Raw genomic sequence first — 24,641 nt, 5'->3', positions numbered from 1 at the left:
CAGAATGAACACCATCACAGTAGTAGGTTCAGGTGTTATGGGAAAAGGGATTGCTTATACCTGTGCCATTTCGGGATTTGAAGTTTACTTGAATGACATTAATCTGGAAATAATAGATAAAGCCAAAAACGATATTTATAGCTTATTGGAAGGCAGCCTTCAAAAAGGGTTTATTTCAGAAGACCAATATGGGAAGGCAAAAGACCGGCTTCATTTTGAAACAGATTTAGAGGCTGCTGCGAAAAATGCAGACCTTGTTATTGAAGCAGTCCTGGAAAAGATAGAGTTGAAGATTGATATTTTTAAAAAGCTGGACAGCATCTGTTCTCCGGAAACCATTCTGGCCACCAATACTTCAACAATGAGTCCAACGGAAATTGGGGCACAAACATCACGGCCCGATAAAGTGGTGGCCATGCACTTCTTTAATCCGGTCCACAAGATGAAGCTGATTGAAATTATCCGTGGACTGGAAACATCTGATGATACGGTCCGCATGGTGAAAGAAGTCGGTGAAAAGCTTAAGAAGGAAACCGTTGAAGTGAATGAATTTCCGGGATTTGTGACTTCCCGGATGAATTGCCTGATCGGCAATGAAGCCATGAACATGCTGATGGAAGGAGTAGCCTCTGCTGAAGATATCGATAAAGCCCTGAAGCTGGGGCTTAATCACCCGATGGGCCCTCTTGCTCTGGCGGATTTAGTAGGCTTGGATACCCGGCTGCGCAATATGGAGTATTTATATCAGACACTTGGGGAAAAGTACCGCCCCTGTCCGCTGCTTATCAAATATGTAAAAGCCGGACGGCTGGGGAAAAAGAGCGGCAGCGGATTCTATCAATATTCTTAAGGGGTGAGAACGTGCATCAATACGAAAATCTGCTTGTACAAATCGAACAGGGAGTTATGTGGCTGACCATAAACCGTCCTGAACAGCGTAATGCATTAAATCAGGAGACTCTCCAGGAGCTCGGTGATGCCTTTAGCTGGGCAGATGCAAATGATGAGGTCAAATGTATCATTATCCAGGGAGCAGGGGAAAAGTCCTTTGCAGCAGGTGCTGACATAAAGCAGCTTCATGAAAGAAAAATGCTTGAGGCATTGATTCCGGGCATGCAGGGGCTCTACAAAAAAATTGAACAATCCAGCAAAGTAACGATTGCGGCTGTAAAGGGGTATGCACTGGGCGGAGGGTGCGAGCTGGCCCTTGCCTGCGATATTCGAATTGCAGCGAAGGGAGCAAAATTCGGCTTGCCGGAGCTTAACCTGGGCATCATTCCTGGTGCAGGCGGGACACAGCGCCTGTCCAGAGTGGTTGGCAAGGGAAGGGCGCTTGATATGATTCTTACCGGCAAAATCATTGATGGAGAAGAAGCCGAAAGAATCGGCCTTGTATCTTACCTTACAGCCGATGATGGGTTGGAAAGGAAAGCACAAGAGATTGCCTCTCAGATTCTTAAAAAAGGCCCGGTTGCAATCAAGCTGGCAAAGCTTGCCGTACATAAAGGCTTTGATGTTGATCTGGAGACAGCCATGCTGATTGAGAAGCTTTCACAGGCAGTAGTTTTTGGAACAGAGGATAAAAGAGAGGGTACAGCAGCATTCCTGGAAAAAAGAACGGCGGAGTTTACTAACCAATAAGGGAGAGACAGAAATGGACTTTAATTTTTCTGAAGATATAAATTTTTTAAGAGAAAATGTGCGTAAATTTGTAAAAGAAGAAGCAGAGCCTTTGGCGATGGAAATTGAAGAGAAGGATATGATACCGGAAAAGCTTGTGGAGATGTCCAAGGAAATGGGTTTATTCGGATTAAGCATTCCGGAAGAATATGGCGGGCTCGGGCTTGACATGGTCGGAAAGTGCGCCATTTATGAAGAGCTTGGCAAAACACATAATGGCTATACCACTTTAATAGGGGCGCATACGGGAATCGGCTCTGTCGGAATAGTGGAGCTTGGTACAGAAGAGCAAAAGCAAAAATATTTGCCGAAAATGGCCACGGGGGAATGGATTGGCGCTTTTGCCTTAACGGAACCGAGCGCCGGCTCGAACGCTGCGGCACTGAAAACGACTGCTGTCAGAAAAGGGGACAAATATATTTTAAATGGATCCAAGCATTATATTACTAATGCAGTTGACGGCCATGTCTTTACCGTGATGGCCGTAACAGATCGGGCAAAAGGAGCGAAAGGAATTACTTCCTTTATAGTTGAAAAAGATTTCCCCGGCTTTGTCCTTGGGAGTGTTGAACAAAAAATGGGGTTAAGAGGCTCCCATTCGGCAGAGCTTTTCTTTGAAAACATGGAGGTTCCCGCCGAGAACGTTCTTGGTACAGAAGGACAGGGATATATCAATGCACTGAAAATCCTCGCCAATGGCCGAGCTGGCCTGGCTGCCAGAAACCTTGGCTCCTGCGAAAAGCTTCTGGAGCATTGCCTGCAATATACCCAGGAACGGGAGCAATTCGGCAAGCCGATCATTGAAGTCCAGGCTGTTCAGCATATGCTGGCGGAAATCAGCATGCAAATCGAAGTGCTTAGATCCATGACTTTCAGAGTTGCCTGGATGACCGATCAAAAAATGAGGGTAGTGAAAGAGGCTGCTATTGCGAAGCTATTTGCTTCAGAGGTTTATAACAAAGTGGCAGACTTAGCTGTGCAGATCCATGGCGGAATCGGATATATGAGAGACTATCCAATTGAACGCTACTACAGGGATGCGAGAATTACAAAAATCTACGAAGGAACCTCTGAGATTCAGCGCAATATCATTGCGAATGAGCTTAAGCGGGAATCTTCCTATGTGGGGGTGTAAGGCATGAATCAGCCCTATATTGTGGAATCTGTCCGGACAGCTATTGGCAGAATGGGAGGAACGATAAAAGACGTCCCAGTAGATCATCTTGCAGAGAAGGTCATTCGGGAAGTATTAAACCGCTCTCATAGGGATGTACAAGTGGATGAGGTGATTCTTGGCCAGGCTAAGCAAAGTGCGGATACATCCAATCTTGCACGTCTGGCCGCCTTAAGAGCGGAGCTGCCTATTGAGGTTACAGGCTATACAGTTCACCGCCAATGCGGATCCGGTCTTCAGGCCATCAATAATGCGGATATGCAAATCAGGCTCGGCTATTCTGATGTAGTCGTGGCGGGAGGAGCTGAAAGCATGAGCACAGCGCCTTACTATATCCGGAACGCCCGTTATGGCTTCCAGGCCGGAAATGCACAAATTCTGGACCCGAATACCGAAAGCCAGCCTTGTTCCCAGCCAATCGAAAAATACGGAAACCTGACAATGGGATTAACCGCTGAAAATCTGGCAGAAAAGTATGCTATTTCAAGGGAAGAACAGGATGAATTTGCGCTTCGCAGCCAGGAGCTTGCGCATGCTGCCATTGAATCTGGCCGTTTCGAAAAGGAAATCATCCCGGTTGAATATAAGCAAAAAAGAGAAACAAAGCTTTTTAGTGTGGATGAGCATCCGCGCAGTACAAATATTGAGAAGCTCTCTAAGCTTAAGGCGGTTTTTAAGGAAAATGGAACCGTGACAGCAGGAAATGCCAGCGGCCGCAATGACGGTGCTTCCGTCATTTTGATGATGAATGAAGCAAAGGTCAATGAATATAGCTTAAGACCAAAAGCGAAAATCATTGCCCAGGCTGTGAGCGGAGTATCTCCTGAGATTATGGGGATTGGTCCTGTCACCTCGACATTTAAAGCGTTAAAGCAATGTGGTTTATCGATGGATGACATTGGATTGATTGAGCTGAATGAAGCATTTGCAGCTCAGGCACTTTCAGTCATCCGTGAATCCGGAATGGATATGAATAAGGTGAATGTTAATGGCGGTGCCATTGCTTTAGGCCATCCGATAGGGGCTACAGGAGCGATTTTGATGACAAAGCTGCTGCACGAGATGGAACGAAGAGGCGAAAAATATGGACTGGTCACTCTATGTATTGGCGGCGGGCAGGGAATTACCACCATAATCGAAAACCTTCAAGTTTAATAATATTCATGAAGGAAGTGTTGTGATGAACAGGCCACATATTGTTCAGATTCTCCCCATGTATCATGCGGATGGGGAGAATCTGCTGAACAAACATGCTGATGTGAAGAAATTCACCGAATATAATGAATCAGTGATTTGCAGCTACCTTCAGAATAATAAGGTTGATGGAATCATTCTCCGAGCACCGGCAAGGATCACACCTGCCATTCTGGACTGCTGCCGGCAGGTAAAAGCCATTTCGGGTGCGGGAGTCGGACTTGATAATATTGATGTCGGATATGCGACGAAAAAGGGAATACCCGTTTTGCATGCACCAAAGCTCAACAGTACCGCCACGGCAGAACATGCAGTGAGCCTGCTTTTAGCGGTGATGAAAAAAACGGCTTATTTTAACAGGGAAACCAGGAGTGGGAACTTTCAGTCAAGGGATGGGGATTTTACACTTGAATTGGAAGGAAAGCAGCTGGGGCTTGTTGGCTTTGGGAGTATAGCGCAAAAAGCGGCCAGGATTTTAGTCCATGGCTTCGGCATGAAAGCTGTGGCGTATGTCAGAACAGTCAATGCAGAAAAACAGCAAGCGGCTGACCGAATAGGAGTGGAACTAACTACGTCTATAGAAAATGTTTTTACTAAAAGTGATGTTGTAAGCCTACATATTCCATTAACCATAGAAACAGACAAACTAGTAGATTATCAATTACTGTCGCTTATGAAAGAAACGGCTGTACTGATAAACACTGCCAGGGGCGGCGTGATCAACGAGGAAGATTTGGCAGAAGCATTGAAACAGAATCGACTTCTGGGTGCAGGGATCGATGTTTTTGCAGATGAGCCGCCGCCTTCTGATCACCCGTTTTTTCAGCTTAAACAAGTAACCATGAGTCCGCACATTGGCGGTATCAGTCTTGAGGCGGCAAGGAAAACCTCCATGCTGATTGCAGAGAACTTAATTCGTGCCATTCAAGGTCAAAACCTTTCTGTAATAGCCAATCGAGCTGAACTGACCGAAGCAGGGAAGGGGTTATTTTCATGACACCAGAACATTTGAAGAAAGTCATAACAGATTTTGATAGCAGCCCATTCTGGAACTTTATCGGATTGGAATTAAGGGAATTAAGAGAAGGGCATGTTCTATTAGCCCTTCCCCTCCAGAAGGAGTTCATAAATGTAAGAAATTCTGTCCACGGCGGCATCTATGCATCCATACTGGATACAGCAATGGGCATGGCAGGCAGGTCTCTGGGATATGATGAGGTTGCGACACTCCATCTAAACATTCAATATCTTAAGTCTGTGATGGACGGTACGGTTTACTCCGAGGCAGAGATTGTTCATCAAAATCGCAGCACGGTATTGATTGAAGGCAGGCTAAAGAATGAAGACGGTGAACTGATTGGACATTGCACCGGAACCTTTAAGCTATCAAAAGGTGAAAAGGGATGATGCACACAGCTATTACAGAGATGTTTAACATCCGCTATCCCATTATCCAGGGGGGGCTTCAAGGACTTGGAACATCCCCGCTTGTGTCCGCCGTATCGAATGCAGGCGGACTCGGCCTGATAACAGCTGGAAGCTTTTCGTCCAAGGAAGAAATGCTGGAGGATATTGAGTCGGCAAGAAAGCTCACCTCCAAACCATTTGGTGTAAATATCGCTCTTGGAATCCGCAAGCCAATGGATGACTATGTGGAAGGGGCAATCGAAGCCCGTGTTCCCGTTGTTTTCACCTCAGGAAATAACCCCGAGAAGTATATGGAGAGCCTTAAAGCAAACGGAATAAAAGTCGTTCATGTCGTGCCTTCAGTAAGATTTGCCAAAAAAGCAGAATCAATTGGCTGCGACGCAGTGGTCGTGGTTGGATATGAGTGCGGGGGCCATCCGGGCAAAGAGGATGTAACCAGCCTTACCTTGATTCAAAAGGCTGTAAAGGAGCTTTCGATACCTGTCATTGCAGCAGGAGGGTTTTCAACAGGAAAATCTGCTCTTGCTGCTTTTGCTTTAGGGGCACAAGGTGTGCAGATGGGAACAAGGTTTTTGGCTTCCAGGGAAACAGCACTCCATGAGTCGATCAAAGACAAATTGATAAAGCTTCAGGAAACAGATACCCTGCTTGTGAAAAAATCAATCGGGAAAGCCATGAGAGTGATGAAAACAGACCGTGCGCTGGAGCTGCTGAAAAAGGAAGAAGACGGAGCAGTTTTAGAGGAGATCTTTCCATATATAAGCGGTGAATCCTATATGGAATTAATTAAAAATGGCAATGAACATTCCGGTGTCATCTCATTAGGGCAGACCATCGGATTAATAGATGAAATAAAAAAGACAGAAGAGATTATCAAGGATATTGTGCAGGAATACGAACAGCAGCTTGAATGTTTGTACAGGAATTTGAATAGATAGGAGCGAAGTCATTGTTTAATCAAGAAAACCAGGTGGCTGTTGTTACTGGCGCAAGCAGGGGGATAGGAAAGGAAATATCCAGAAGACTGGCCTCGGAAGGTGCATATGTCTATTTAGTCGACATTAATGAAGAAGCCTTAGCTGATACCCGACATGAACTGCTGGAAAAAGGCTTTGATGCAGAAATGCTCAAGGCTGATATCACCAATGAACAGGAAGTGGAAAGGTTTTTTTCCTATATAGAGGAAAGGCATGGAAGGGCGGACATTTTAGTCAATAATGCCGGGATCATCCGGGATAACCTGTTATTTAAGATGAATGCCGATGATTGGGACAGTGTCATGAATGTTCACTTGAAGGGAACTTTCCTCTGCAGTAAATATGCCCAGAAATTAATGGTTCAGAATAAATATGGAAGAATCATCAATCTATCTTCCGTATCAGCGCTGGGAAGCAGGGGGCAGGCCAATTACGCAGCGGCAAAAGCGGGTATCCAGGGTTTTACGAAAACATTGGCTATTGAACTGGGAAAATACAATATTACCGTTAATGCCATTGCACCTGGGTTTATTAAGACAGATATGACAAAAGCAGTTGCAGAACGGCTTGGCATTTCCTTTCATGAATTAATTGAATCCAAAGTAGAGCAAATTCCGGTAAATAGAGCAGGCACTCCAGAGGATATCGCACAGGCGGCAAGTTTTTTTGCAAGTCCGGCATCCTCGTTTATTAGCGGTCAGGTCTTATATGTTGCCGGAGGCCCAAAAGCATAGGAGGTTATGATATGAAGCATTGGAAAATTGCTCTGATCCCTGGGGATGGAATAGGCCCGGAGGTTGTGGCAGAAGGAGTAAAAGTATTAAAAAAAATAGAGGAACTGGATCCTGGTCTATCCTTTTCTTTTACAGAGTTCCCGTGGGGCTGCCAATATTATTTGGATAAAGGAAAGATGATGGCTGATGATGGAATCGAACAATTAAAGGAATTCGATTCCATCTATTTAGGGGCAGTAGGCTATCCTGGTGTGCCGGACCACATTTCATTGTGGGACCTGCTCCTGAAGATCAGGAAGGAATTTGATCAGTATGTAAACATTCGTCCTATTAAACTTCTGCACCCGGAGCTGACACCGCTTAAATACAAAGGGGAAAAAGAGATCGACTTTCTGGTGATACGAGAGAATAGCGAAGGGGAATACGCCGGAGCAGGGGATTGGCTCTTCAAAGGAAAGCCTGAAGAAGTAGTCCTGCAGACCGGTGTGTTTTCAAGGAAAGGAACAGAACGCATTATTCGCTATGCATATGAAGAAGCCCGCAAACAGAAAAAGACATTAACAAGCATCAGTAAAGCAAATGCACTGAATTACTCCATGGTATTCTGGGATGAAGTATTTAATGAAGTGGGGAAAGAATATCCGGATGTCAAAACTTACTCCTATTTGGTGGATGCTGCAAGCCTCTACTTTGTTCTGCAGCCGGAAAGATTTGAGATTGTCGTTACCTCCAATTTATTCGGGGACATTCTGACCGATCTGGGGGCTGCGATTACAGGAGGACTCGGGCTGGCTGCGGGAGCAAATATCAATCCTGAGAGGGAGTTTCCATCCATGTTCGAACCTACTCATGGATCCGCACCGGACATTGCAGGGAAAGGTCTTGCCAACCCGCTGGCTGCCATCTGGTCCGTCAGCCAGATGATGGATCATTTTGGAGAACCGGCCTGGGGAAGCGCCATCCTGAAAACGATGAAATACCTGCTTCAGCATAAGAGTTCAGTAACTCCGGATCTGGGCGGAAAAGCTTCAACGGATCAGCTTGGCAATGAATTTATGGAGCTTTTAAGCAGTTATGCTCCGGCTAAGGTTAAAAGTCCTACCAGTGGAGTTAAATAATAGAGAGAAGGGTTCCTATGATACGGTTTTCTCTCGTATTAGGCATGTGTTTTCTTTATATTCTTGAGGCATTTGTGCCGAATATGTACATTAGCTTTATTTTTAATATGGCGGCTGCAGCGGTCTTTTTCACCATGGTGCCGTTATTGGATAGGAAGGGCAGGATATTTACACTGGGCCTATTCTCTGCGGGGATTTTCATTCATTATGCAGTCGGGGATAGGGGCCTGCTGCTGATCGAGGGCATCACTCAGAATATGGCCCTGTTGGCCATTCTCATTCTGGCTCCGCTTCTGTCCATTCCCTTAAGAAGGGAAGGAATTATTGATACAGTTATAACGTATTTAAATGAACTGAAAAACAGCCCTGCCCATACTTTTTATGGCATAAGCTCATTTATGCTGACTCTGGCTCCTATATTGAACATGGGGGCCTTAAGGATTGTACACGGCTTTGTGGAAAACATCAAAATTCCATCCAAGTTATTATCAAGGTCGTACTATGTAGGATTTACACCGGCTGTTATTTGGTCGCCATTCTTTGCTTCAGTAGGAATTGTTTTGTTTTATTTAGAGATCACGTATCTTTCTTATGTAGCGTTTGGTGTGGTTTTTGCCATATTGCAGATGGCAGCAGGAATGATTCTGTTCCGACCGGCTGGAGCTGTGGAGACGGCAGCTGCACTTGAGGAGGAAACTGGAGACGCGGCAGCTGATAAAGGCAGAAAAAAGGATTTGTACACGCTGGCCGGCTTTGTACTTGGCCTGGTGCTCCTCTTGATTGTCATGGAGCAGGTTTCCCACAAATCAATGCTATTGCTGGTAAGCATGGTCTGCTTCATTGTGCCAGCAGGCTGGATGGTCCTGCGGAAGCAAAAAAAGGCCGTAAAGGAAGAAGTCTCCCTCTATAAGAGCAAGATACTGGCACAGAGGATGGAAATTTGCCTTTTTCTAAGCGCGGGTCTTTTTGGCAACGCTGTTTCACACACACCTGTAAAACAGCTACTGGAGAAGTCCATGCAATGGTCAGCACAGCAGTCTATCGGAACTTTGTTCTCGTTCATCATCCTGTTTGTTACGTTAATGGCCTTTCTTGGAGTCCATCAAATTATCGTCATTCCGCTGATCCTAACCTCGCTGAACTTTGCCGAAATGCCTGGTATTACGGTAGTCAGTGTGGCATTTATGTGCATTTTCACCTGGATGCTTTCTTCTTCCATTTCACCACTTAACGCCCTGAATATCATCATCAGCCAATGTGTTCAAAAAAACGGGCTGACCGTTGCATTCAGATGGAATGGTGTATACTTTATCTCTGTTACAGGGATGGCCTTTTTGTATGTTTATATACTGAATTGGTTTTAACAGGGGCGTGGCGTGCGGAGCCGGACATAAGCAGGCACCTTTCGTATTCCATACAAAGGTGCCTTTTTAACTGCTATTTATTGATAAATGACTGAAACCCATAAGACTTATGACTTCTTCTTCGTTCTAGATTGAAAAAAGCTGACAGCCTCCAAAATAAATAACTTCTCCTGCTCACTCAGCATTCTCCAGTTTCCAGCTTTTATTTTCATTAGTAAGCCCTCCTCGATTTTTCATTCTCTCGTGACAAGGACATGGTTGTAAAATTCTTACTTATCTATACCGCCATTCCATTAATCTGAAACAACAAAAGTTTTTGCAAATTCCGACACTTGTTTTTGTAAAATAAGGACTAACCATCAGGAAAAATGTGCTCTTGAAGGTCTTTTGCTATAATTTGAGCCTATCTTGGACCTATTTCTCCACAATTCTACCTATTTCCCAATATTTTGATTTTAAGTTAAAATGAAAGAATAATAGATAATTTTTTGGGGGATACTTTATGGGCTATCGGGTACCGCTGCTTAGAGGGTTAAAGGAACCTTATTTGATTTCACATCAGCTGAGGAAAGAGGAGAGACTATCAGGTTTATGGAAGCAGGTTCTGCTGGTCATGCTGCTGAGCGCGCTAGTGTACGGGCTAAGTGCCTACTTCGGCATTGGGAGCGAGCAGACATCAAGAAGCTTGACGGATATGTCCAGAAGCGAGTATGAGCTGTACAAGCTGTTCTTTGGCGGCGGACAAATTGTTTTTGGCATTATTTATGCTGCCATGATCATTTTCGTGCCCTCGCTGCTTTTTTGGACGCTAGTTGATGTTGAATACCGAAAGCTGATCAGCATTCAGCTGATGGTGATGCTGATTCTCTTAATGGAAAAAGCAATAAACATTCCACTCTTTCTTATTCTGGGATTAAACAGTGAATCATCGCTATTTTCACTCGGCATCATCGCTCAGGCGGCCTCATTTCCGGAGCTTTTAATCTATACCTTTTCCGTGATTACACTCTTTAAAATCTGGACATTTGTCCTGCAATATAAGTACTTAAAAGTCGTTTCCGAAAGAAGCCCTCGCTTCCTGATATTCATGCTGATCGGAACGCATCTGTTTTTTGTGATTGTCTCGGCTTTACTCTCATCCATTCAATTGGAAAAGCTAATTTAAGTGAGGGATTCTTCTATGACGTGGAAAGTGAGATTGCTGCTTATCGGTGTGACGCTGTTCCTGGCTTGCAATATTGCCCTGATTTTCTTAAAAAGCGATAGGATCAGCAGAACCTACTATATTGATGAATGGACGGCTGTGAAAAAACAGGACCTCCTTGAGACCATGCCGGCAAAGGGTGTCCTGGCTCCAAAGGAAGAGCATCACCTATACTATGAGAATACAACCGGCACATTCAAGGGCTTCCTTGTAGAAAAAGGGGATGAAGTCCAGCCGGGTACAGGCTTATTCGAATACTCACCGGATGATATAGCCCTGACGAAGGAGAATTTCCAAATAGAAATAGAAAAACTGAAACGTGAACAAACCAGCATAGAAAGTCATATCAGAGATTTGGAAAGCATGCAGAGAACGCTAGCCCTCACACCTGCAGAAGAAGATGAACCCAATCCAAATGCATATATGATTCAAACGGTTGAGCGGGATATTGCTGAAAAGGAGCTGCAGGTCAGCAGGCTTGAAAGTGAAATCCAAAAGTACGAGGATTTGATGGATGCTGCGGACGAAAGCCTGTCTAATCTGACTGTGGAAAGTGAAGTAGCGGGAACGGTCAAAAGCATTAAGAATGACCTTACCAATCCAGTTGTAACCATCATTTCGAATGAGCAAAAGGTCGAGGGGATTTTTACAGAGCAGGAAATTCATAAAGCGGCAGAAGGAATGAAGGTATTCATCATTCCAAAAGGCAGCAACAAAAAAATAGACGGAACCCTTGAAAAAGTCTTAAAGTATCCAACATCAGAACCACACGCGGAAACAGAAAGCCGCTATGAATTTACGATTGCTATGAACGAAGCACCTGAGTTTGAAAGTTTCCATGGAGAGCATGTCGATTTGCGTATTGTTACGAATGAAGTGGAAGATACCCTGACTGTTCCTGCTGAAGCGGTGAAGAAGGTGAAAGAGGGCTCGTATACATATGCAATCCAGCAAAACGGCAGGCTTGAACGAAAGACAATTGAAACAGGGCTGAAAATCGGACAGACCCAGGAAGTGAAGGAAGGGGTGGAGACGGGGGAACTCGTGCTTCTCGAACGGCCGCCATTTCTTAAAACGGACTTTCCATTTATCACACCATTAGAAGTGGCAAAGCTTAAAAAGAAAGACTTAAAGGATTTAAGAAAGAAAGATATGCTGAAATATGCAGCCAGAGGACTTCTTTCCAGATAGAGAAAACCAGCAGCCATATATGCTGCTGGTTCTTTTATGCCTAATAATAAGGATCTTCGTTACCAGATCGGGATCTAAACAGGATGCCGATAAACATAATCACGGCTGTAATCAGCCATACAATCATAAAGGCCGAGCCAAGTGAAAAAGAGTTACTCGCATAGTTCATGCTTTGCTCAGTATACACGATATACACAAGGGGTACTGCATTCAAAAGGAAAAAAACAATAATGGCAGCCAGCTTTCCTGGCGTCTGATGCTGAAGCTTGGAATAAATTAAAAGAAGACTCGTTAATAATAAAGATAAGGACAAAAATGTAATAATGCCTACGATGTTCATTTGATCTCCTCCTTTAGACCCCGCTATCTATATCATTCTTCAAAATATATGTATACTCCTTCCAAAATATGAAAAAAGACACCTGTAAAAAGGTGTCCTAGTAAAAACGTTTAAATCCATCAAAATGGCTCTTCCAATACGAATTATCCAGACTGGAAACTTCAACGCCTGATGAGCCAGCGTGGATAAATTTATTATTTCCTACATAGAAACCTAAGTGAGAAATGCCTTTCTTATATGTATTCTCGAAAAATACTAAATCGCCAGGCTGAGGCGTATTCACATAAAAGGAGCGGCTGTAGTAGCCTTCTGAAGAGTAGCGTCCCATTTTGGAGCCTGTCTGTTTTAGGACATAATAGATGAATCCGCTGCAGTCAAAGCCTGAAGGTGTTTGGCCGCCCCATTGGTATGGAACACCTACATGCTTTTGGGCTTCGGCAAGAACCGATGCTGCTGCTCCGCTTGTCTGCTCATTATTTCCTGGCTTCCCGCTGGAAACAGATTCATTTGAATCCTTGTCTGCACTTAAGTTTAGCTTTTGTCCGATCAGAATTAAATCAGAACTTAGTTTATTCCACGCTTTAATCTGTTGAACAGTAGTTTTATACCTAGCAGCAATGCCGCCTAGAGTATCCCCTTTTTTAACTACATATACCTCAGAACTGCCGCCATTTGCAGGGCTTGACGGTGCAGGTGCTGAACCTGTCTGCCCTTGGGAGTCTCCTGAAGTGTTACCAGCAGACTTTGAAACCTTAAAGACTTGTCCTGGGTAGATTAAGTGTGTGCTAAGGCCATTCCAGCTCATTAAATCTTTTAGACTAATATTATGATTTAAGGCAATTTTAGATAGAGTATCCCCGCTTTTAACGGTATAGCTTTTGGCTGTATTAGCTGGTGCAGGTGCTGTGTTTCCGCCTGATGGCTGATTGGATTCAGGCTTCTCTGCTGCCCCTGGTATTTCGAGTTTTTGATTGATTGATAGAAAATCAGAACTTAAGTTATTGGCTTTTTTAATATCCGTAACAGTCGTTTTGTATTTAATAGCCAGATGATACAGGGTATCTCCTTTTTTAACTGTGTATGTATCGGCGGAAGCCTGAGAGGCAAAGGCAGAAGAAAGCATTGCTGCAGCAGCAATTGAAACCATCTGTTTTTTCACTTTTCCGAATCACTCCTTGGACATATTTTGGTACCATTTTATCACATATATCGTCCAAAAAGATCATATTTTTACATGATTATACAAAAAACTAACTATTATTTTACAATAATAAAGGACTGTCGACTTATGTCGTGCTTCCTACTGAATATTTCTGTCGAAAATTGCCACTTTTCCAAGTATAAAGTCATTATATCGTTCATCTCTTTGAAGGCGAAAGATATCAAGAGCCTGCTCCATATATTTTTTTGCCAAAACAAGCTGTTCTTGGAGTTCATAATTAAATCCAATATGATAATGAAGATGCCCTAATAGAAATAGCTGATCCTTCTCTAAGCAGCTTTCAATAGCCTCATTGCAAAGCTTGGTAGAGCGATCAAAATCCTTTAAGTCTGTATAGGTTTTGGCCGTATTATAAAGAAGCCTGCTTCGGACGGTTTCATCATTTAAATATAGGATTCCTTCTAAATGATTCATTGCTTGAAGATAGATAGAAAGGGCCTCTGTGTATCTCCCTGCTTCATATAAAAATATTCCTTTGCTATTGAGAATCTCGATTTCCCTTTCACTCCACACTTTCTCGAATGTCAAATCGATGGCTCTATCGATGAATAGAAGTGCTTCTTCTAACTGGTGATCGACATGGTATTTGTAAATCCCTTTATGCCAGAGAAGAATCTGGAAATTTCTCTTGTTGGATGTAAAGAGGGGATTCCTTTCTTCTGATTCCACAATCTCTTTTATGAGGGGGTAATCAAGGTTGCGCCTGGCTATTCTAAGCTGGTTATTAACCTCCTGAACATAATCAAGCCTAGGGGTCGTTCCGTGCTCAAAGAAATAATTGATATCTACACCCAGCCTCTGTGAAATGAAATATAAAGTGGATGCCAAAGGAAGGACATCGCCTTTTTCAATTTTGCTGATTTGCGCCTGTGTACATATATCCTTTGCCAGGTCTTTTTGGGAAAGCCCTGCTGCTTTTCTTAACTCTTTGATTTTTTTTCCAATCGCAGAAAAGTCCAAACAATACCCTCCTAAAAATATTCTTATAGTTATATTTACTATTGAAAATCCATATAAACAAGAGGTTTCTCCCTGAAACCCATAAAAAATGAATAATTATCAATGATACATGAATTGCATATTAATGTTTTAATAAAAATGTGAATTGCTTTTAGGAGGAAATCCTAACTGCAACTGAAGGAACATCCTTTTAAATCTCCAATTTTAGCCGGTTCCACAAGAGGAAGCGGTTCTTTTTATTTTTTTAATTGGAAAAATATTGTCAAATAACCAAAAAAGAAATAGAATGTTGTCATAGATTGCTAGGAAAATAGGAGGAGCAAAAAGGTGCTGGAAAATAATGAGGATCACAAAACGATAAATGAGCTTTTTTTCGAGATGCTTACAAAAGTATATGAAATCGGAGTTGGGGAAAAGGAAATGAGCGTAAACCAGCTTCTTTCAGAGATTGAAAATGACCTGAGAAAAATAGTGGGGAATTAACGATATCAACTGGGACATAGAATATGGATGCATACTTAACCCTCTTTATAGAAGGGTTTTTATTTTGTATTAAAAAGTGAATAAAGCTTCCATCACTTTGAAGGCAGTCATTTATAAAATTTTTAATTAATGAAAGGATATTTGCAGGGAATATCGAATAATATTATAGTGGGGCTAATTTTAAATAAGCTGCGAAGAGTTTTTCTCCATATCAGTTCATCTTTAAAGCATGCACTCCACAAACAGCATATAGACTGATGCAGTTTCTGAACACACCTGAATCTATATTAAACGATATTATACCTTTTGTGGTAAAATAATACTATTAATCATACTAAGTGAGGGAAAGCTGATGAATTTAAGTGAGTATTTAATTGGCGACAGCTTACAATCTTTTCGTCAGTATAAAGGGTTAAGTGTTAAGGAGCTTGCAGAGGGAATATGTTCAGAGGAAGAACTTATTTCTTTTGAGAGAGAGAAAGCGTATCCAAGTCTGGAAACGCTGAATCAATTAGCAAATAAAATGAATATTGATCTTACGTACTTCTTTAATATTGCCTCGAAGTCTACCATAAATTATTCTACAGCTGTTATGCAAATTATTAATAAGCACAAGCGGAATTGGAATTATCAGGCCATCTATGAAATTGTGCAAAAGGAACTGCATAATCCCATTTTTCAGCCTGTCATGCTGAAGCAATTCCTAGTCTGGCATCAGGGGATCTGTGTTTTTTATCTTGAAAATGATTTTGATAAAGCGATCCAAATATTGCATGGCGCTTTAGATCTTACAAATGAAAAAAGGGTCAACTTAACGGAAAGAGAAGTCGAAATACTAGCAAGCATCGCTATTTTATATAAAGATATGAATCATTATAAGGAAGCCATATCGTTGTTCAAAAAGGCACTTAATGATTTGGAAAAGCTGCCGCATATCCTTGAGAGCAGAGGGAAAGTCAGGATTCTATTCGGCTTATCCCAGGCCTTGACAGAGGTCCGTGAATTCCAGGAATCGCTGGTGTATTGCCAAAAGGGAATTGATATTTGCATACATGAAGAAATCCAATATTTGTTTGCCAACCTGCACTATCAAAGCGGAGAGAATCATATAAAACTTGGCAATAAAGAAAAGGGAATTGAGTTTCTTCAAAAAGCTATTTATATCCTGCAGCTGCAGAAAAATGATAAATTCATCCAAATTGTTGAATCGGAAATGGAAAAATTACTCAATAGATGTTAATATATAAATAATTCAATAAATTATGAAAAAGAGAGGAGTCAATGTCGTGAAAAAATTAATTTTAGCAGGAGCATTGGCATTAGGTGTAATTGGGGTTGGAGCTTCCTTCGCGGGGAACCAGGAGGCAGGCATTCCATCAGAGCATAGTGTTGTCAAACCGGTAGAGTTAGCCGGCATTCCATCAGAACATAGTGTTGGCAAAACTTTCGAACTAGCTGGTATTCCTTCAGAACACAGTCCGGCATTTTCAACATACGGGATTCCATCAGAGCATTAATATATCAGTCTTCTATTAAAAACGGGAATTTTCCCGTTTTTTTATTTTGGCTAAAGGATTGCCAGATACCCTATATTAAATAGATATTGAGAAAGTAAGTGTTCGCGGTCCTATCTTAAGTAATAGACACGAAAATCCTATATGAGGAAGTGCCATGAAGTTTCGAAGTAGTGGTTCTGTTAATCCTGGAAAAAGAGCCGCCCAATCAATCGGACGGCTTTGTTTACAACTCTATCAATATGCCTGATTTATCATCGTGCTGTTTTAACCTTGGATAAAATAAGCAGGCAGGATCGGATTCTTCCAGCTGCAGAATATACTTCTCCAATTCATCCAGCCCTTTTTCAAAGGCCATCTTTGCTGTTGTAAGCCAGGTTTCCTCCTGGTCCGAACCTCGGCGGGAATGCAGCTTTAAACCATCAGACAGCAAAAGGATCTTATTTACAGCTATAAGCGGAATATGCCCATATTCCAGAAAATCTGCAGCTTCATGGGAACCGTCAATAATCCCATAGCCCTCAGGGGTGTTCAGCTTATTCCGGTTCGCCTGGAGCAATTCCTGAACATTCTTCCTAAAAAGTTGGTGCTTCCTCTTCAGCTCCTCTATTGAAACATCCTCTATTGTGGAAATACCATTTAAATAATTGTCCCATTCTTTTTGCATGAGCATGATCGCTTCATTGTCGAGCCGGTCGATATGGTCGAAGGTGACCTGCCGGATGGATTGATCCTTAAACTGCAGGAAAAGCATGCAATCGCCAGCTGATGCCCAATCCATTGAAGCGGCTGTTCCATCTTCATTTTTATGAATCTGAATGGCAGCCAGACCGCAAGAGCTTCTTTCATGCTTAGGGATTTGCTCTAGGAGATGCTGCTCTTTATTTGAGCTCTCCGTTGTCTCCCTCAGATCTGTATTGCCTTCAATGATCTTATCCCTTAGCGGTGAGAATGCTTCTTTTTCCAAAGCTTTTTTTATCAGCCCGGATGCCAGTGAGCCTGGCAGACCGCCAAGGCCGGTTGCCCCGTCAATTACCGCAAAAATGTTCTGTTGAGGATCAACAACAATTGCGTCTTCGTTAATATCTCTATCTCCTATTGTGAAAACCGTCTTGATTTGCATATGAAAACCACCTATTTTATAAAGTAATAAGCGATAAGAGAACCGATAATAACCAATGCTGATGTTAAGCTTATAGACACCGTTCTCCAGGGGTGCTGTATTTTCGTTTGAAAAAGCAATCCGAATCCAACGAAAGCTAAAACGAGTGAACCTGAAAGAATTAATATAAGCAAGGCGCTCTCGAGGAAGTCCCGATTGCCAAGAATATTTAAAGAGCCGATGGTAAAGCTGATGATGGCAGTGAAAAAGCCAAGCATTTGCAGGTTTTCCGATTTTAACTTAGAAATGGATTGATCGATTTCCTGCTTAGCTACATCAAAACTCTTTTCAGTGATGGCAATTTTGTCAGAGAAGACCTGAGAGAATTCGTTTGTCTGAACCTTATTTAGATGGAATAGGTAGTCATTAATCCGAATGGCATAATCTTTTTTTTCGGATTCCTCCATATCTATGGCTCTTCGGATCGCTTCCTTTGCTTCGCTGAACCTTCCCATCGCAGCAAGTATTCTTCCTCTTGTACAATAGAACTTGGCATATCGTGGCGTTAAATGAATAACACGATTGATGATTTGTCCTGCATCCTGTAATTCTTCCTCGGTAATCATCATTCCGTTCTCTCTCGCATGAATAATGGCCTCAGCATAATTATGAAGGACGCCTACCTGATTCGGCAACTTTTGTGAGGCTTCTTTGGCAAAAGTCACAGCCTGTTCGATCGCTTCAGCGGTTCCGATTTCCTTATATAAAAGGGAAAGAATATGCGGGTATAAAGGATACTCAATAAATCTTTCGCCAAACCTGTCGACGATTTCCTTAAAGTGGCTTATGTTTTTCATTCTTCGTGCATATGTAGATAAAACGACAAATATGGAAAAAAGTATGGAGGGATTCTGCTCCGAGTTCATGCTGTTTTCAAGATATAAAGTCCATTCATTGTATTCGGTTTCACTCAATGTTTCAGCCACCTTTGTGAGCTTAAGTTCATACTCCCTTGTTGTATGGGGAGGAAGACCGGTAAATCGCTCGGCAAAAGTGGGCTGGATGAGAGCATTTGCTTCCATTTTTGTCACCCTTTAGTTAACTTTTTAGACACAGACACTAGTATTATATTATGCTGGGAAAGGCAAGATAGATGCTGATAACTATTACAAGCATAAAATGGCTAACGTTTAATATTTCCTAAAACTATTTTACTATATGCATTATGTATCTACTATAAATATAAAAATAGCGCAATCAAATACTTTTTGAGGAAAGCTATCAAAATGCCACTCTTGAAATTGAAAAGAAATTCGAAGAGTAGTTTAAGTTAATAAATGAATACTTGAACCACCGATGTGCGATATAAGGGAGGTAGGCATCTGCGCTATCTCCTTTTTATTTTCGGATTGCGTATAAGAAGCATAAGATGTTCAAAAGGTTCTCTAATTTTACACAAACAAGAGTTTATACAATGATATCAGGAGTAATTATATTACTGAGGTGATAAATGATGATAAGAAATATAATAAATGTTACTTCACCAAATATGACAGAGAACCAAGAAGACGAATATGAAGAGTATGATTACAAAGAAGAAATTGAGGACAGACATTATTTTTACTAAAAGTCCTTTGAGACTAATTTGCTTTTTTTTATAGGGGCCTAGAATTTTGAAATCGTTGGATAAAAGGAATTGATGTTACTCTATGCACCCTTTACTATGGATCAAAATATATATATATACACCCCATAATTTACATTCACTTAATGAAGACTTAATAATCCTTTGTTAAGCTGGAGGAAAGTTAATAAGGAGTGATGAAAATGGTCAAGAAATTAAAGATTAAATGGCATAAGTTTTGGTTCCTTGCTTATAACACGATCTTAGGCGCAACTTCATCTTCAACCCTTTTTATTAACCTCTATAGAAAATCAAAATATCACCATACAAAATTAATACAATACCTTTGAGAAAATTCGGGAGCCTATTAGGCTCTTTTTTATTTGGCAGTGAACAGTGTGGGATAATCAGGTGGCTTTGCTGTTCAGAATAATCTCTTATGCATTTATACGACTATCTTAGAATCGTATGCCTGATAAACCCTTTCAGATGAAAAATTCTGAAAATTATAGTTTGATTATGCAGTAGGGGGGAAATGGCTTAATAAGCGGGAAATAAAATAAAAGAGGAAACTTGTTTGAGCCCATTATTTGGAACTATTGAATATTATGAACAAAAGATTGAAAATTATATATCTTGTAAGCAAATTATAAGAAGGAAAGATGAGCACCTTTCAATAATCGTTTCACAACTGGAAGCAGAAATCCGCAATGACTTTACTTGCCATGATCGCATCAAAAAAGAATGCCTCGAAAACCTCTATAAAGTTTCCAATAAAGCATCATCAGCACTACATTAATCATATAAAAACTCGGTAATTTAATAAGCACATAAAGGATTCCTTAAAAAATTTCTATTCTGTTCTGTTTCGCCGCGATTTTACACTTTCCTCAATGAAATGATAGTCTGCCAAGATTATGTGGCGGTTCAGAACAATTCTTATTATATAAAAACTAGTGCCTCATAAATGTTTACCCCAAATCTCGAAAAGCTTCTTATCCAGCCATAAATATTTTGATTAAATAAATTGCTTGCAACCTGAAAATTTAAGGGATTCTAATGGAATCGCTCCCAATATAAATGGTAAAATGTAGGAAGGAGGGATTTCCATGAAAAGATGGTTGGTTTTACTTATTTCTATTCTATTCCTGGCATTGCTGAGCGGCTGCAATAAAGATGTTAAGCCTCAAGACCGTTTTGCCCAGTATGTTGAGCATTGGAATAAGCAAGAGTTCGATAAAATGTATGAGTTTCTGTCAAAAAGCGCTAAAGAGTCTATCAGCAAGAAGGACTTTGTAAACCGCTATGAGAAGGTATATAAAGATTTAGAGATTAGCAAGTTGAAAGTTACATATAAACCAGATATGGAAAAAGAATATAAGAAGGAAGAAAAGGCTGCTCTTCCATTTTCAGCTTCCATGGATAGCGCAGCAGGAAAAATTGAATTCACTCATGACGCCAGCCTGGTGAAGGAAGAAAAAGAGGATGAGAAGAGCTGGTTTGTTGCTTGGGATACAACTTATATTTTCCCGGAGCTTGGACCTGAGGATAAAATCAGCTACAGCACCGTTCCGGCACAGCGGGGGGATATAGTAGACCGCACAGGTGACCCGCTGGCTTTAAACGGAACTTTATATGAAATTGGTGTTGTTCCTGAGCAGATGGAAGGCCAAAAGGAGCAGACAATTAAAGGTCTCTCATCCGCCTTGGGCATCTCAGAAGAGCAAATCAACAAGAGCCTGAATGCAGACTGGGTACAGCCAGGATACTTTGTTCCAATTAAAAAAGTCTCCCCGGATGACAAGGCAACACTAGATAAAGCGTTTGCTCTGAAAGGTGTTGTGAAACAGGATGTAAAAGGAAGAATCTATCCTTTCGGTGAGGCATCAGCTCATTTGGTTGGCTATGTAGGCCCCATTACAGCTGATGAACTAAAGAAGAATGAAGGGAAAGGATATTCCTCCACTGATATCATTGGAAAAAGAGGACTGGAACAAGTACTTGAAGAACGGCTGAAGGGAACAAACGGTGTCAAAATTGGCATCACAAAGAAAGATGGTTCTGAGGTTGTGTTATCAGAAAAACCTGTGGAAAATGGCGAAACAATTGAGCTGACAATCGACATCACTCTCCAGAAGCATCTATATGAAGAACTGAAGGGAAGTCCGGGAACTTCTGCTGCAATTGATCCGGTTACAGGTGATACGCTTGCTTTAGTCAGCAGTCCAAGTTTCGACCCGAATGAGGCTTCGCTGGGCTTTACCGCTGAGGAGTGGAAGCAGCTTGAAGAGAACAAGGATATGCCACTCATGAACCGATTCAAGCAAACCTATGCTCCAGGTTCTGTGATGAAGCCAATCACAGGAGCTGTTGGACTATCCGAAGGGACACTGACACTTGATGAAACCATTCAAGTGAAAGGACTTAAATGGCAAAAGAGCAAATCATGGGGCAGCTATCAGGTAACACGTGTTAAGGATCCGAACGGGCCTGTTGATTTTGAAAAAGCCATGATGTACTCAGATAACATCTATTTCGCTAAAGAGGCACTTGATCTTGGAAAAGAGAAATTCTCTGCGGGCTTAAAGAAGTTTGGCTTTGAAGAAGAGGTTCCTTTCCCATTCCCGATCGAACAATCCCAGATTGGCGGTCTGGACAGTGAAATCAAACTGGCAGATTCAGGCTATGGACAGGGAGAAGTGGAGATGAGCATCCTTCATCTGGCAGCATCCTATACGCCTATTGTCAATAAAGGCTCTCTCATAAAGCCGGTATTAATGGGAGAGGAAGAAAAGAATCAGGTGTGGAAAGAAAATATTATCAGTGAGGAAACAGCCAATACTGTAGAAACGGCCATCACCAAAGTGGTTCAGGAGCCTTCCGGAACAGCTCACTCTGCGAATATGAAGGATTACCCGCTTGCCGGAAAAACAGGCACAGCCGAGCTGAAAAGAAGTGCAGAGGAAAAAGGACAGGAAAACGGCCTGTTTGTTGCCTATAATCCAGGGGCACCTAAACTGCTGATTGCAATGATGATAGAAGGCGTTGAAGATAAAGGCGGTTCAAAGGTTGTTGTGGAAAAGGTAAAGAAGGTATTTGAAAAAAATAAAGATCGATTTTAAATAGAAAAGGGAGGCAGATGGCTGCTTCCCTTTTTTGATTCAGTTATCTTTCACAGGCAATTTTGTCCTTGTCCCTGTCTTTTGACTTGTTCGCATCATAGAGTTTAGCGGATACATATGGTTTATATTTGGTTTTTCCGCCTTTATTCTTAATGCCGGCTGATCGTGCTACTCCTCCTTTATAGTCTTTATTAAGCTCTGTGCAGTTTTTATATGTTTTGATTTTGGCAGTTTTTGCGGAAGCTGCCGGGCTAAAAGACAATGAGGCTAAAAGGCATAGGGTAATGATGGCTGAAAGCAATTTTCTCAAAATAACTCCTCCTATTTTCCTAAATATGTAATAAATATAATTCATCTTCTATAACAGATCAATGATAATTTAAATCTCTTAAATTGTTTATTGTAAAAAATAGGAACAGGAAATATAATATAGAAGTATTGAAAAAATGGTGAAATGAGGAAGATTATGAGGAAATTAGGCGTTGTTCTATCAGTTTTAGTCTTAATTTTCAGTTTGTTCAGCCCTGCCGCTTCAGCTCAGAGTCCGGAATTTGAGGAAGAATTTAAGCAGTATTTAAGTGACATTAGCGCAATCAGGGGTTTTGAAGTTACGAAGGAAGACATTGAAATGGTTCTTTCCATGTATGATGAAACTATTGAAGATTATGATTCTGTACAAGAGCTTAGTGAGTCCCTTGGTGAAGTAATTAAAGCTGATTTAAGCAACATTCAATATATCTATGATGATTATGAGTTGAATGAGGAGTCTTTAAGAAGCTTGCTTGCAGAATTTGGTGAAGAACTGGAGGATTACATTTTTGTCGGTGATCTTGAGGAGAGCGTATTTTTTTATACTTCAGATGAGATTGTCGATGAAGATATGATTCTGGAACTATTAGAGGTGTTTAAAGCTGAATTTGATTTAACAGATGAAGAGATTGAGAGATTGAAGAATCATCTCATTTCGATAGAGGATGACCTTTTGAGCCCTGAAACCATGGCCCGGATGGAGGAATTATCTTATCGGATGATGGCTATTGGAGAGTTCGATGAGACAGGGGAACTGAGTTCAGAACAAGTAGAGGAATTGCTGTCAATTTTTGATGAACTGCTTTCCATTTATCAGGTAAAAGCAGAGTATACTCTTATCACTAAAGGTACTGAAAAGAACCTGACTCTTCTTGAATTAGTAAATATGAAGGAATTGATCAATGCCAAGCTGAAAATCAGTATTTATAATCTGGCAGGCGATTTCCTGGCAGATATCATCATCACAGGTGAAATGTTTGATTCAGATTTAATTAAAGAAACAGGCAAGGATATTACAAATGCAGCGGAAAAAGTGGAAAAGGTGAAAAAGCCTTCCTCTGAAAATAAAACAGTAAAAGGCGGAAAGCTCCCAAATACAGCTTCCAACAATCTTATATATGGGGTTCTTGGACTGCTCGGGATTATGGTCGGCATGACATTATTCCGCAGAGTAAGGGAAAGATAATATGAGGCAAGAGAAAAGCCGAAGGAATAGAGAAGTCAGCCACAGAAAGCGGCTGCTTCTTCTTTTCTTTAGTTTAAGCTTAATTGTGCTGGGGCTTTGGTTTACTACGACAAGCGTCTATAAAGTTGGAAAAGGGTATATCTCTTATAAGATGAATGCGCCTGAAAGAGAAATGGAGCTAAAGAAAGAAGTCTCTGCAGCAGGAAAAGTGGAAGAGGAAGAAGAAAAGGAAGTTTTATACCCGGATAAGCCGGAAGTAGGCGAGGAAATCGGTGAGCTGTACATCCCGAAAATCAAATCCGTGCTGCCGATTATCCATGGCACAGATGAAGATGAGCTTGAAAAAGGCGTAGGGCATTATGCCGGCAGTGTAATGCCAGGGGAAAAAGATAACTCTGTCCTTTCCGGTCATAGAGATACGGTCTTCAGAAGGCTGGGTGAAGTAGGCGAAGGAGATATTCTGGAAGTAACGACAAAGGCCGGAACCTTTGAGTACCGGGTCAATAAAGTGCGGATTGTGGATGCGGACGACAGGACGGTAATTGTCCCTAAACCGCGTGCCATGCTGACGGTTACGACCTGCTACCCATTTGATTTTATTGGTGATGCACCACAAAGATACATTCTGGTTGCCCATCTCATATCCAAGAAGTAAAGAGATTAACAGAGTCTCCTTAATAAGGGGGACTTTTTTTATAGAAAAAAATTTTTGTAT

General features: G+C 41.6%; 25 protein-coding genes. 19 read left to right on the top strand and 6 right to left on the bottom strand.

Annotated elements, in window-relative coordinates; translation table 11 throughout:
• Positions 1 to 4: 4 nt before the first annotated feature.
• From AC0VZ9_RS25115 to AC0VZ9_RS25060, 12 genes are all read left to right on the top strand, one after another.
• Positions 5 to 850, top strand: a complete 846-nt coding sequence (locus AC0VZ9_RS25115) for a 3-hydroxyacyl-CoA dehydrogenase (RefSeq protein ID WP_251264650.1) — start codon at positions 5 to 7, stop codon at positions 848 to 850.
• An 11-nt stretch (positions 851 to 861) separates the two neighbouring features.
• Entirely contained in the window at positions 862 to 1,641 is a 780-nt protein-coding gene (locus AC0VZ9_RS25110; RefSeq protein WP_217026272.1) for an enoyl-CoA hydratase/isomerase family protein, read from the top strand.
• Positions 1,642 to 1,654: 13 nt separating this feature from the next.
• Complete coding sequence (locus AC0VZ9_RS25105) at positions 1,655 to 2,815, top strand: acyl-CoA dehydrogenase family protein (RefSeq protein ID WP_217026273.1); 1,161 nt, start codon at positions 1,655 to 1,657, stop codon at positions 2,813 to 2,815.
• A gap of 3 nt (positions 2,816 to 2,818) precedes the next feature.
• A complete protein-coding gene (locus AC0VZ9_RS25100) occupies positions 2,819 to 4,009 on the top strand; it encodes a thiolase family protein (RefSeq protein ID WP_217026274.1) in 1,191 nt (396 codons plus the stop codon).
• A 25-nt stretch (positions 4,010 to 4,034) separates the two neighbouring features.
• Positions 4,035 to 5,045, top strand: a complete 1,011-nt coding sequence (locus AC0VZ9_RS25095) for an NAD(P)-dependent oxidoreductase (RefSeq protein ID WP_217026275.1) — start codon at positions 4,035 to 4,037, stop codon at positions 5,043 to 5,045.
• Positions 5,042 to 5,455 carry a PaaI family thioesterase gene (locus AC0VZ9_RS25090; RefSeq protein ID WP_217026276.1) on the top strand — a complete coding sequence of 138 codons (414 nt, stop codon included), beginning with the start codon at positions 5,042 to 5,044 and terminating at the stop codon, positions 5,453 to 5,455. Before AC0VZ9_RS25095 ends, AC0VZ9_RS25090 begins: the two co-directional genes overlap by 4 nt.
• The gene (locus AC0VZ9_RS25085) at positions 5,452 to 6,414 is read left to right on the top strand and encodes an NAD(P)H-dependent flavin oxidoreductase (RefSeq protein WP_475396871.1); all 963 of its coding nucleotides are present in this window, start codon (positions 5,452 to 5,454) and stop codon (positions 6,412 to 6,414) included. The genes AC0VZ9_RS25090 and AC0VZ9_RS25085 overlap by 4 nt, the downstream gene beginning before the upstream one ends.
• A gap of 11 nt (positions 6,415 to 6,425) precedes the next feature.
• A complete protein-coding gene (locus tag AC0VZ9_RS25080) occupies positions 6,426 to 7,187 on the top strand; it encodes a beta-ketoacyl-ACP reductase (RefSeq protein WP_475396870.1) in 762 nt (253 codons plus the stop codon).
• Positions 7,188 to 7,198: 11 nt separating this feature from the next.
• The gene (locus AC0VZ9_RS25075) at positions 7,199 to 8,305 is read left to right on the top strand and encodes a tartrate dehydrogenase (protein WP_475396869.1); all 1,107 of its coding nucleotides are present in this window, start codon (positions 7,199 to 7,201) and stop codon (positions 8,303 to 8,305) included.
• Positions 8,306 to 8,322: 17 nt separating this feature from the next.
• Positions 8,323 to 9,669 carry a hypothetical protein gene (locus AC0VZ9_RS25070; protein ID WP_475396868.1) on the top strand — a complete coding sequence of 449 codons (1,347 nt, stop codon included), beginning with the start codon at positions 8,323 to 8,325 and terminating at the stop codon, positions 9,667 to 9,669.
• A gap of 502 nt (positions 9,670 to 10,171) precedes the next feature.
• Positions 10,172 to 10,834: a hypothetical protein gene (locus AC0VZ9_RS25065; protein WP_475396867.1), complete on the top strand. Its 663-nt coding sequence runs from the start codon at positions 10,172 to 10,174 to the stop codon at positions 10,832 to 10,834.
• A 15-nt stretch (positions 10,835 to 10,849) separates the two neighbouring features.
• Entirely contained in the window at positions 10,850 to 12,064 is a 1,215-nt protein-coding gene (locus tag AC0VZ9_RS25060; protein WP_475396866.1) for an efflux RND transporter periplasmic adaptor subunit, read from the top strand.
• Between the two features lie 40 nt (positions 12,065 to 12,104).
• On the opposite strand, the gene AC0VZ9_RS25055 is transcribed toward AC0VZ9_RS25060, so the two are convergent.
• The 3 genes from AC0VZ9_RS25055 to AC0VZ9_RS25045 form a co-directional block, all read right to left on the bottom strand.
• Positions 12,105 to 12,404 carry a hypothetical protein gene (locus AC0VZ9_RS25055; protein ID WP_252245590.1) on the bottom strand — a complete coding sequence of 100 codons (300 nt, stop codon included), beginning with the start codon at positions 12,402 to 12,404 and terminating at the stop codon, positions 12,105 to 12,107.
• Between the two features lie 97 nt (positions 12,405 to 12,501).
• Positions 12,502 to 13,563, bottom strand: a complete 1,062-nt coding sequence (locus AC0VZ9_RS25050) for a C40 family peptidase (protein ID WP_217026283.1) — start codon at positions 13,561 to 13,563, stop codon at positions 12,502 to 12,504.
• Between the two features lie 141 nt (positions 13,564 to 13,704).
• A complete protein-coding gene (locus AC0VZ9_RS25045; protein ID WP_475396865.1) occupies positions 13,705 to 14,586 on the bottom strand; it encodes a helix-turn-helix domain-containing protein in 882 nt (293 codons plus the stop codon).
• 327 nt (positions 14,587 to 14,913) lie between these two features.
• On the opposite strand from AC0VZ9_RS25045, the gene AC0VZ9_RS25040 reads away from it, so the two are divergent.
• The 3 genes from AC0VZ9_RS25040 to AC0VZ9_RS25030 all read left to right on the top strand — a co-directional run bounded on the left by AC0VZ9_RS25040 (position 14,914) and on the right by AC0VZ9_RS25030 (position 16,586).
• On the top strand, positions 14,914 to 15,069 hold the full coding sequence (locus AC0VZ9_RS25040) for a YwzD family small protein (protein ID WP_251174223.1): 156 nt from the start codon (positions 14,914 to 14,916) through the stop codon (positions 15,067 to 15,069).
• Positions 15,070 to 15,421: 352 nt separating this feature from the next.
• Positions 15,422 to 16,309: a helix-turn-helix domain-containing protein gene (locus AC0VZ9_RS25035; protein ID WP_475396864.1), complete on the top strand. Its 888-nt coding sequence runs from the start codon at positions 15,422 to 15,424 to the stop codon at positions 16,307 to 16,309.
• Between the two features lie 46 nt (positions 16,310 to 16,355).
• On the top strand, positions 16,356 to 16,586 hold the full coding sequence (locus AC0VZ9_RS25030) for a hypothetical protein (RefSeq protein WP_251174221.1): 231 nt from the start codon (positions 16,356 to 16,358) through the stop codon (positions 16,584 to 16,586).
• Positions 16,587 to 16,809: 223 nt separating this feature from the next.
• On the opposite strand, the gene AC0VZ9_RS25025 is transcribed toward AC0VZ9_RS25030, so the two are convergent.
• Both AC0VZ9_RS25025 and AC0VZ9_RS25020 read right to left on the bottom strand, forming a co-directional pair.
• The gene (locus tag AC0VZ9_RS25025) at positions 16,810 to 17,706 is read right to left on the bottom strand and encodes a hypothetical protein (protein WP_251174220.1); all 897 of its coding nucleotides are present in this window, start codon (positions 17,704 to 17,706) and stop codon (positions 16,810 to 16,812) included.
• A gap of 11 nt (positions 17,707 to 17,717) precedes the next feature.
• A complete protein-coding gene (locus AC0VZ9_RS25020) occupies positions 17,718 to 18,767 on the bottom strand; it encodes a tetratricopeptide repeat protein (protein ID WP_251174219.1) in 1,050 nt (349 codons plus the stop codon).
• A gap of 1,119 nt (positions 18,768 to 19,886) precedes the next feature.
• Between AC0VZ9_RS25020 and AC0VZ9_RS25015 the strand changes: the two genes are divergently transcribed.
• Together AC0VZ9_RS25015 and AC0VZ9_RS25010 are read left to right on the top strand one after the other, a co-directional pair.
• The gene (locus AC0VZ9_RS25015) at positions 19,887 to 20,108 is read left to right on the top strand and encodes a hypothetical protein (protein ID WP_251174218.1); all 222 of its coding nucleotides are present in this window, start codon (positions 19,887 to 19,889) and stop codon (positions 20,106 to 20,108) included.
• A 310-nt stretch (positions 20,109 to 20,418) separates the two neighbouring features.
• Positions 20,419 to 22,431, top strand: coding sequence for a penicillin-binding transpeptidase domain-containing protein (locus AC0VZ9_RS25010; protein WP_475396863.1), 2,013 nt, complete (start codon positions 20,419 to 20,421; stop codon positions 22,429 to 22,431).
• A 43-nt stretch (positions 22,432 to 22,474) separates the two neighbouring features.
• On the opposite strand, the gene AC0VZ9_RS25005 is transcribed toward AC0VZ9_RS25010, so the two are convergent.
• Positions 22,475 to 22,693 carry an excalibur calcium-binding domain-containing protein gene (locus AC0VZ9_RS25005; RefSeq protein WP_374940689.1) on the bottom strand — a complete coding sequence of 73 codons (219 nt, stop codon included), beginning with the start codon at positions 22,691 to 22,693 and terminating at the stop codon, positions 22,475 to 22,477.
• A gap of 204 nt (positions 22,694 to 22,897) precedes the next feature.
• Here AC0VZ9_RS25005 and AC0VZ9_RS25000 point away from each other — a divergent pair, with 204 nt between their 5' ends.
• Positions 22,898 to 23,926: a processed acidic surface protein gene (locus AC0VZ9_RS25000; RefSeq protein WP_475396862.1), complete on the top strand. Its 1,029-nt coding sequence runs from the start codon at positions 22,898 to 22,900 to the stop codon at positions 23,924 to 23,926.
• A gap of 1 nt (position 23,927) precedes the next feature.
• Positions 23,928 to 24,581 carry a class D sortase gene (locus AC0VZ9_RS24995; protein WP_251174214.1) on the top strand — a complete coding sequence of 218 codons (654 nt, stop codon included), beginning with the start codon at positions 23,928 to 23,930 and terminating at the stop codon, positions 24,579 to 24,581.
• Positions 24,582 to 24,641 lie beyond the last annotated feature (60 nt).

This window comes from Cytobacillus sp. QJM3NY_8, assembly GCF_056173585.1.
This window is presented reverse-complemented; position numbering and strand designations above follow the sequence as displayed.

Excerpts from the sequence above, each read along its gene's own strand:
- AC0VZ9_RS25100 (WP_217026274.1), top strand. The coding sequence starts at position 2,819 with ATGAATCAGCCCTATATTGTGGAATCTGTCCGGACAGCTATTGGCAGA.
- AC0VZ9_RS25105 (WP_217026273.1), top strand. The coding sequence starts at position 1,655 with ATGGACTTTAATTTTTCTGAAGATATAAATTTTTTAAGAGAAAATGTG.
- AC0VZ9_RS25010 (WP_475396863.1), top strand. The coding sequence starts at position 20,419 with ATGAAAAGATGGTTGGTTTTACTTATTTCTATTCTATTCCTGGCATTG.
- AC0VZ9_RS25025 (WP_251174220.1), bottom strand. The coding sequence starts at position 17,706 with ATGCAAATCAAGACGGTTTTCACAATAGGAGATAGAGATATTAACGAA.
- AC0VZ9_RS25075 (WP_475396869.1), top strand. The coding sequence starts at position 7,199 with ATGAAGCATTGGAAAATTGCTCTGATCCCTGGGGATGGAATAGGCCCG.
- AC0VZ9_RS25055 (WP_252245590.1), bottom strand. The coding sequence starts at position 12,404 with ATGAACATCGTAGGCATTATTACATTTTTGTCCTTATCTTTATTATTA.
- AC0VZ9_RS25095 (WP_217026275.1), top strand. The coding sequence starts at position 4,035 with ATGAACAGGCCACATATTGTTCAGATTCTCCCCATGTATCATGCGGAT.
- AC0VZ9_RS25065 (WP_475396867.1), top strand. The coding sequence starts at position 10,172 with ATGGGCTATCGGGTACCGCTGCTTAGAGGGTTAAAGGAACCTTATTTG.
- AC0VZ9_RS24995 (WP_251174214.1), top strand. The coding sequence starts at position 23,928 with ATGAGGCAAGAGAAAAGCCGAAGGAATAGAGAAGTCAGCCACAGAAAG.
- AC0VZ9_RS25060 (WP_475396866.1), top strand. The coding sequence starts at position 10,850 with ATGACGTGGAAAGTGAGATTGCTGCTTATCGGTGTGACGCTGTTCCTG.
- AC0VZ9_RS25020 (WP_251174219.1), bottom strand. The coding sequence starts at position 18,767 with ATGGAAGCAAATGCTCTCATCCAGCCCACTTTTGCCGAGCGATTTACC.
- AC0VZ9_RS25035 (WP_475396864.1), top strand. The coding sequence starts at position 15,422 with ATGAATTTAAGTGAGTATTTAATTGGCGACAGCTTACAATCTTTTCGT.
- AC0VZ9_RS25070 (WP_475396868.1), top strand. The coding sequence starts at position 8,323 with ATGATACGGTTTTCTCTCGTATTAGGCATGTGTTTTCTTTATATTCTT.
- AC0VZ9_RS25085 (WP_475396871.1), top strand. The coding sequence starts at position 5,452 with ATGATGCACACAGCTATTACAGAGATGTTTAACATCCGCTATCCCATT.
- AC0VZ9_RS25000 (WP_475396862.1), top strand. The coding sequence starts at position 22,898 with ATGAGGAAATTAGGCGTTGTTCTATCAGTTTTAGTCTTAATTTTCAGT.
- AC0VZ9_RS25090 (WP_217026276.1), top strand. The coding sequence starts at position 5,042 with ATGACACCAGAACATTTGAAGAAAGTCATAACAGATTTTGATAGCAGC.
- AC0VZ9_RS25115 (WP_251264650.1), top strand. The coding sequence starts at position 5 with ATGAACACCATCACAGTAGTAGGTTCAGGTGTTATGGGAAAAGGGATT.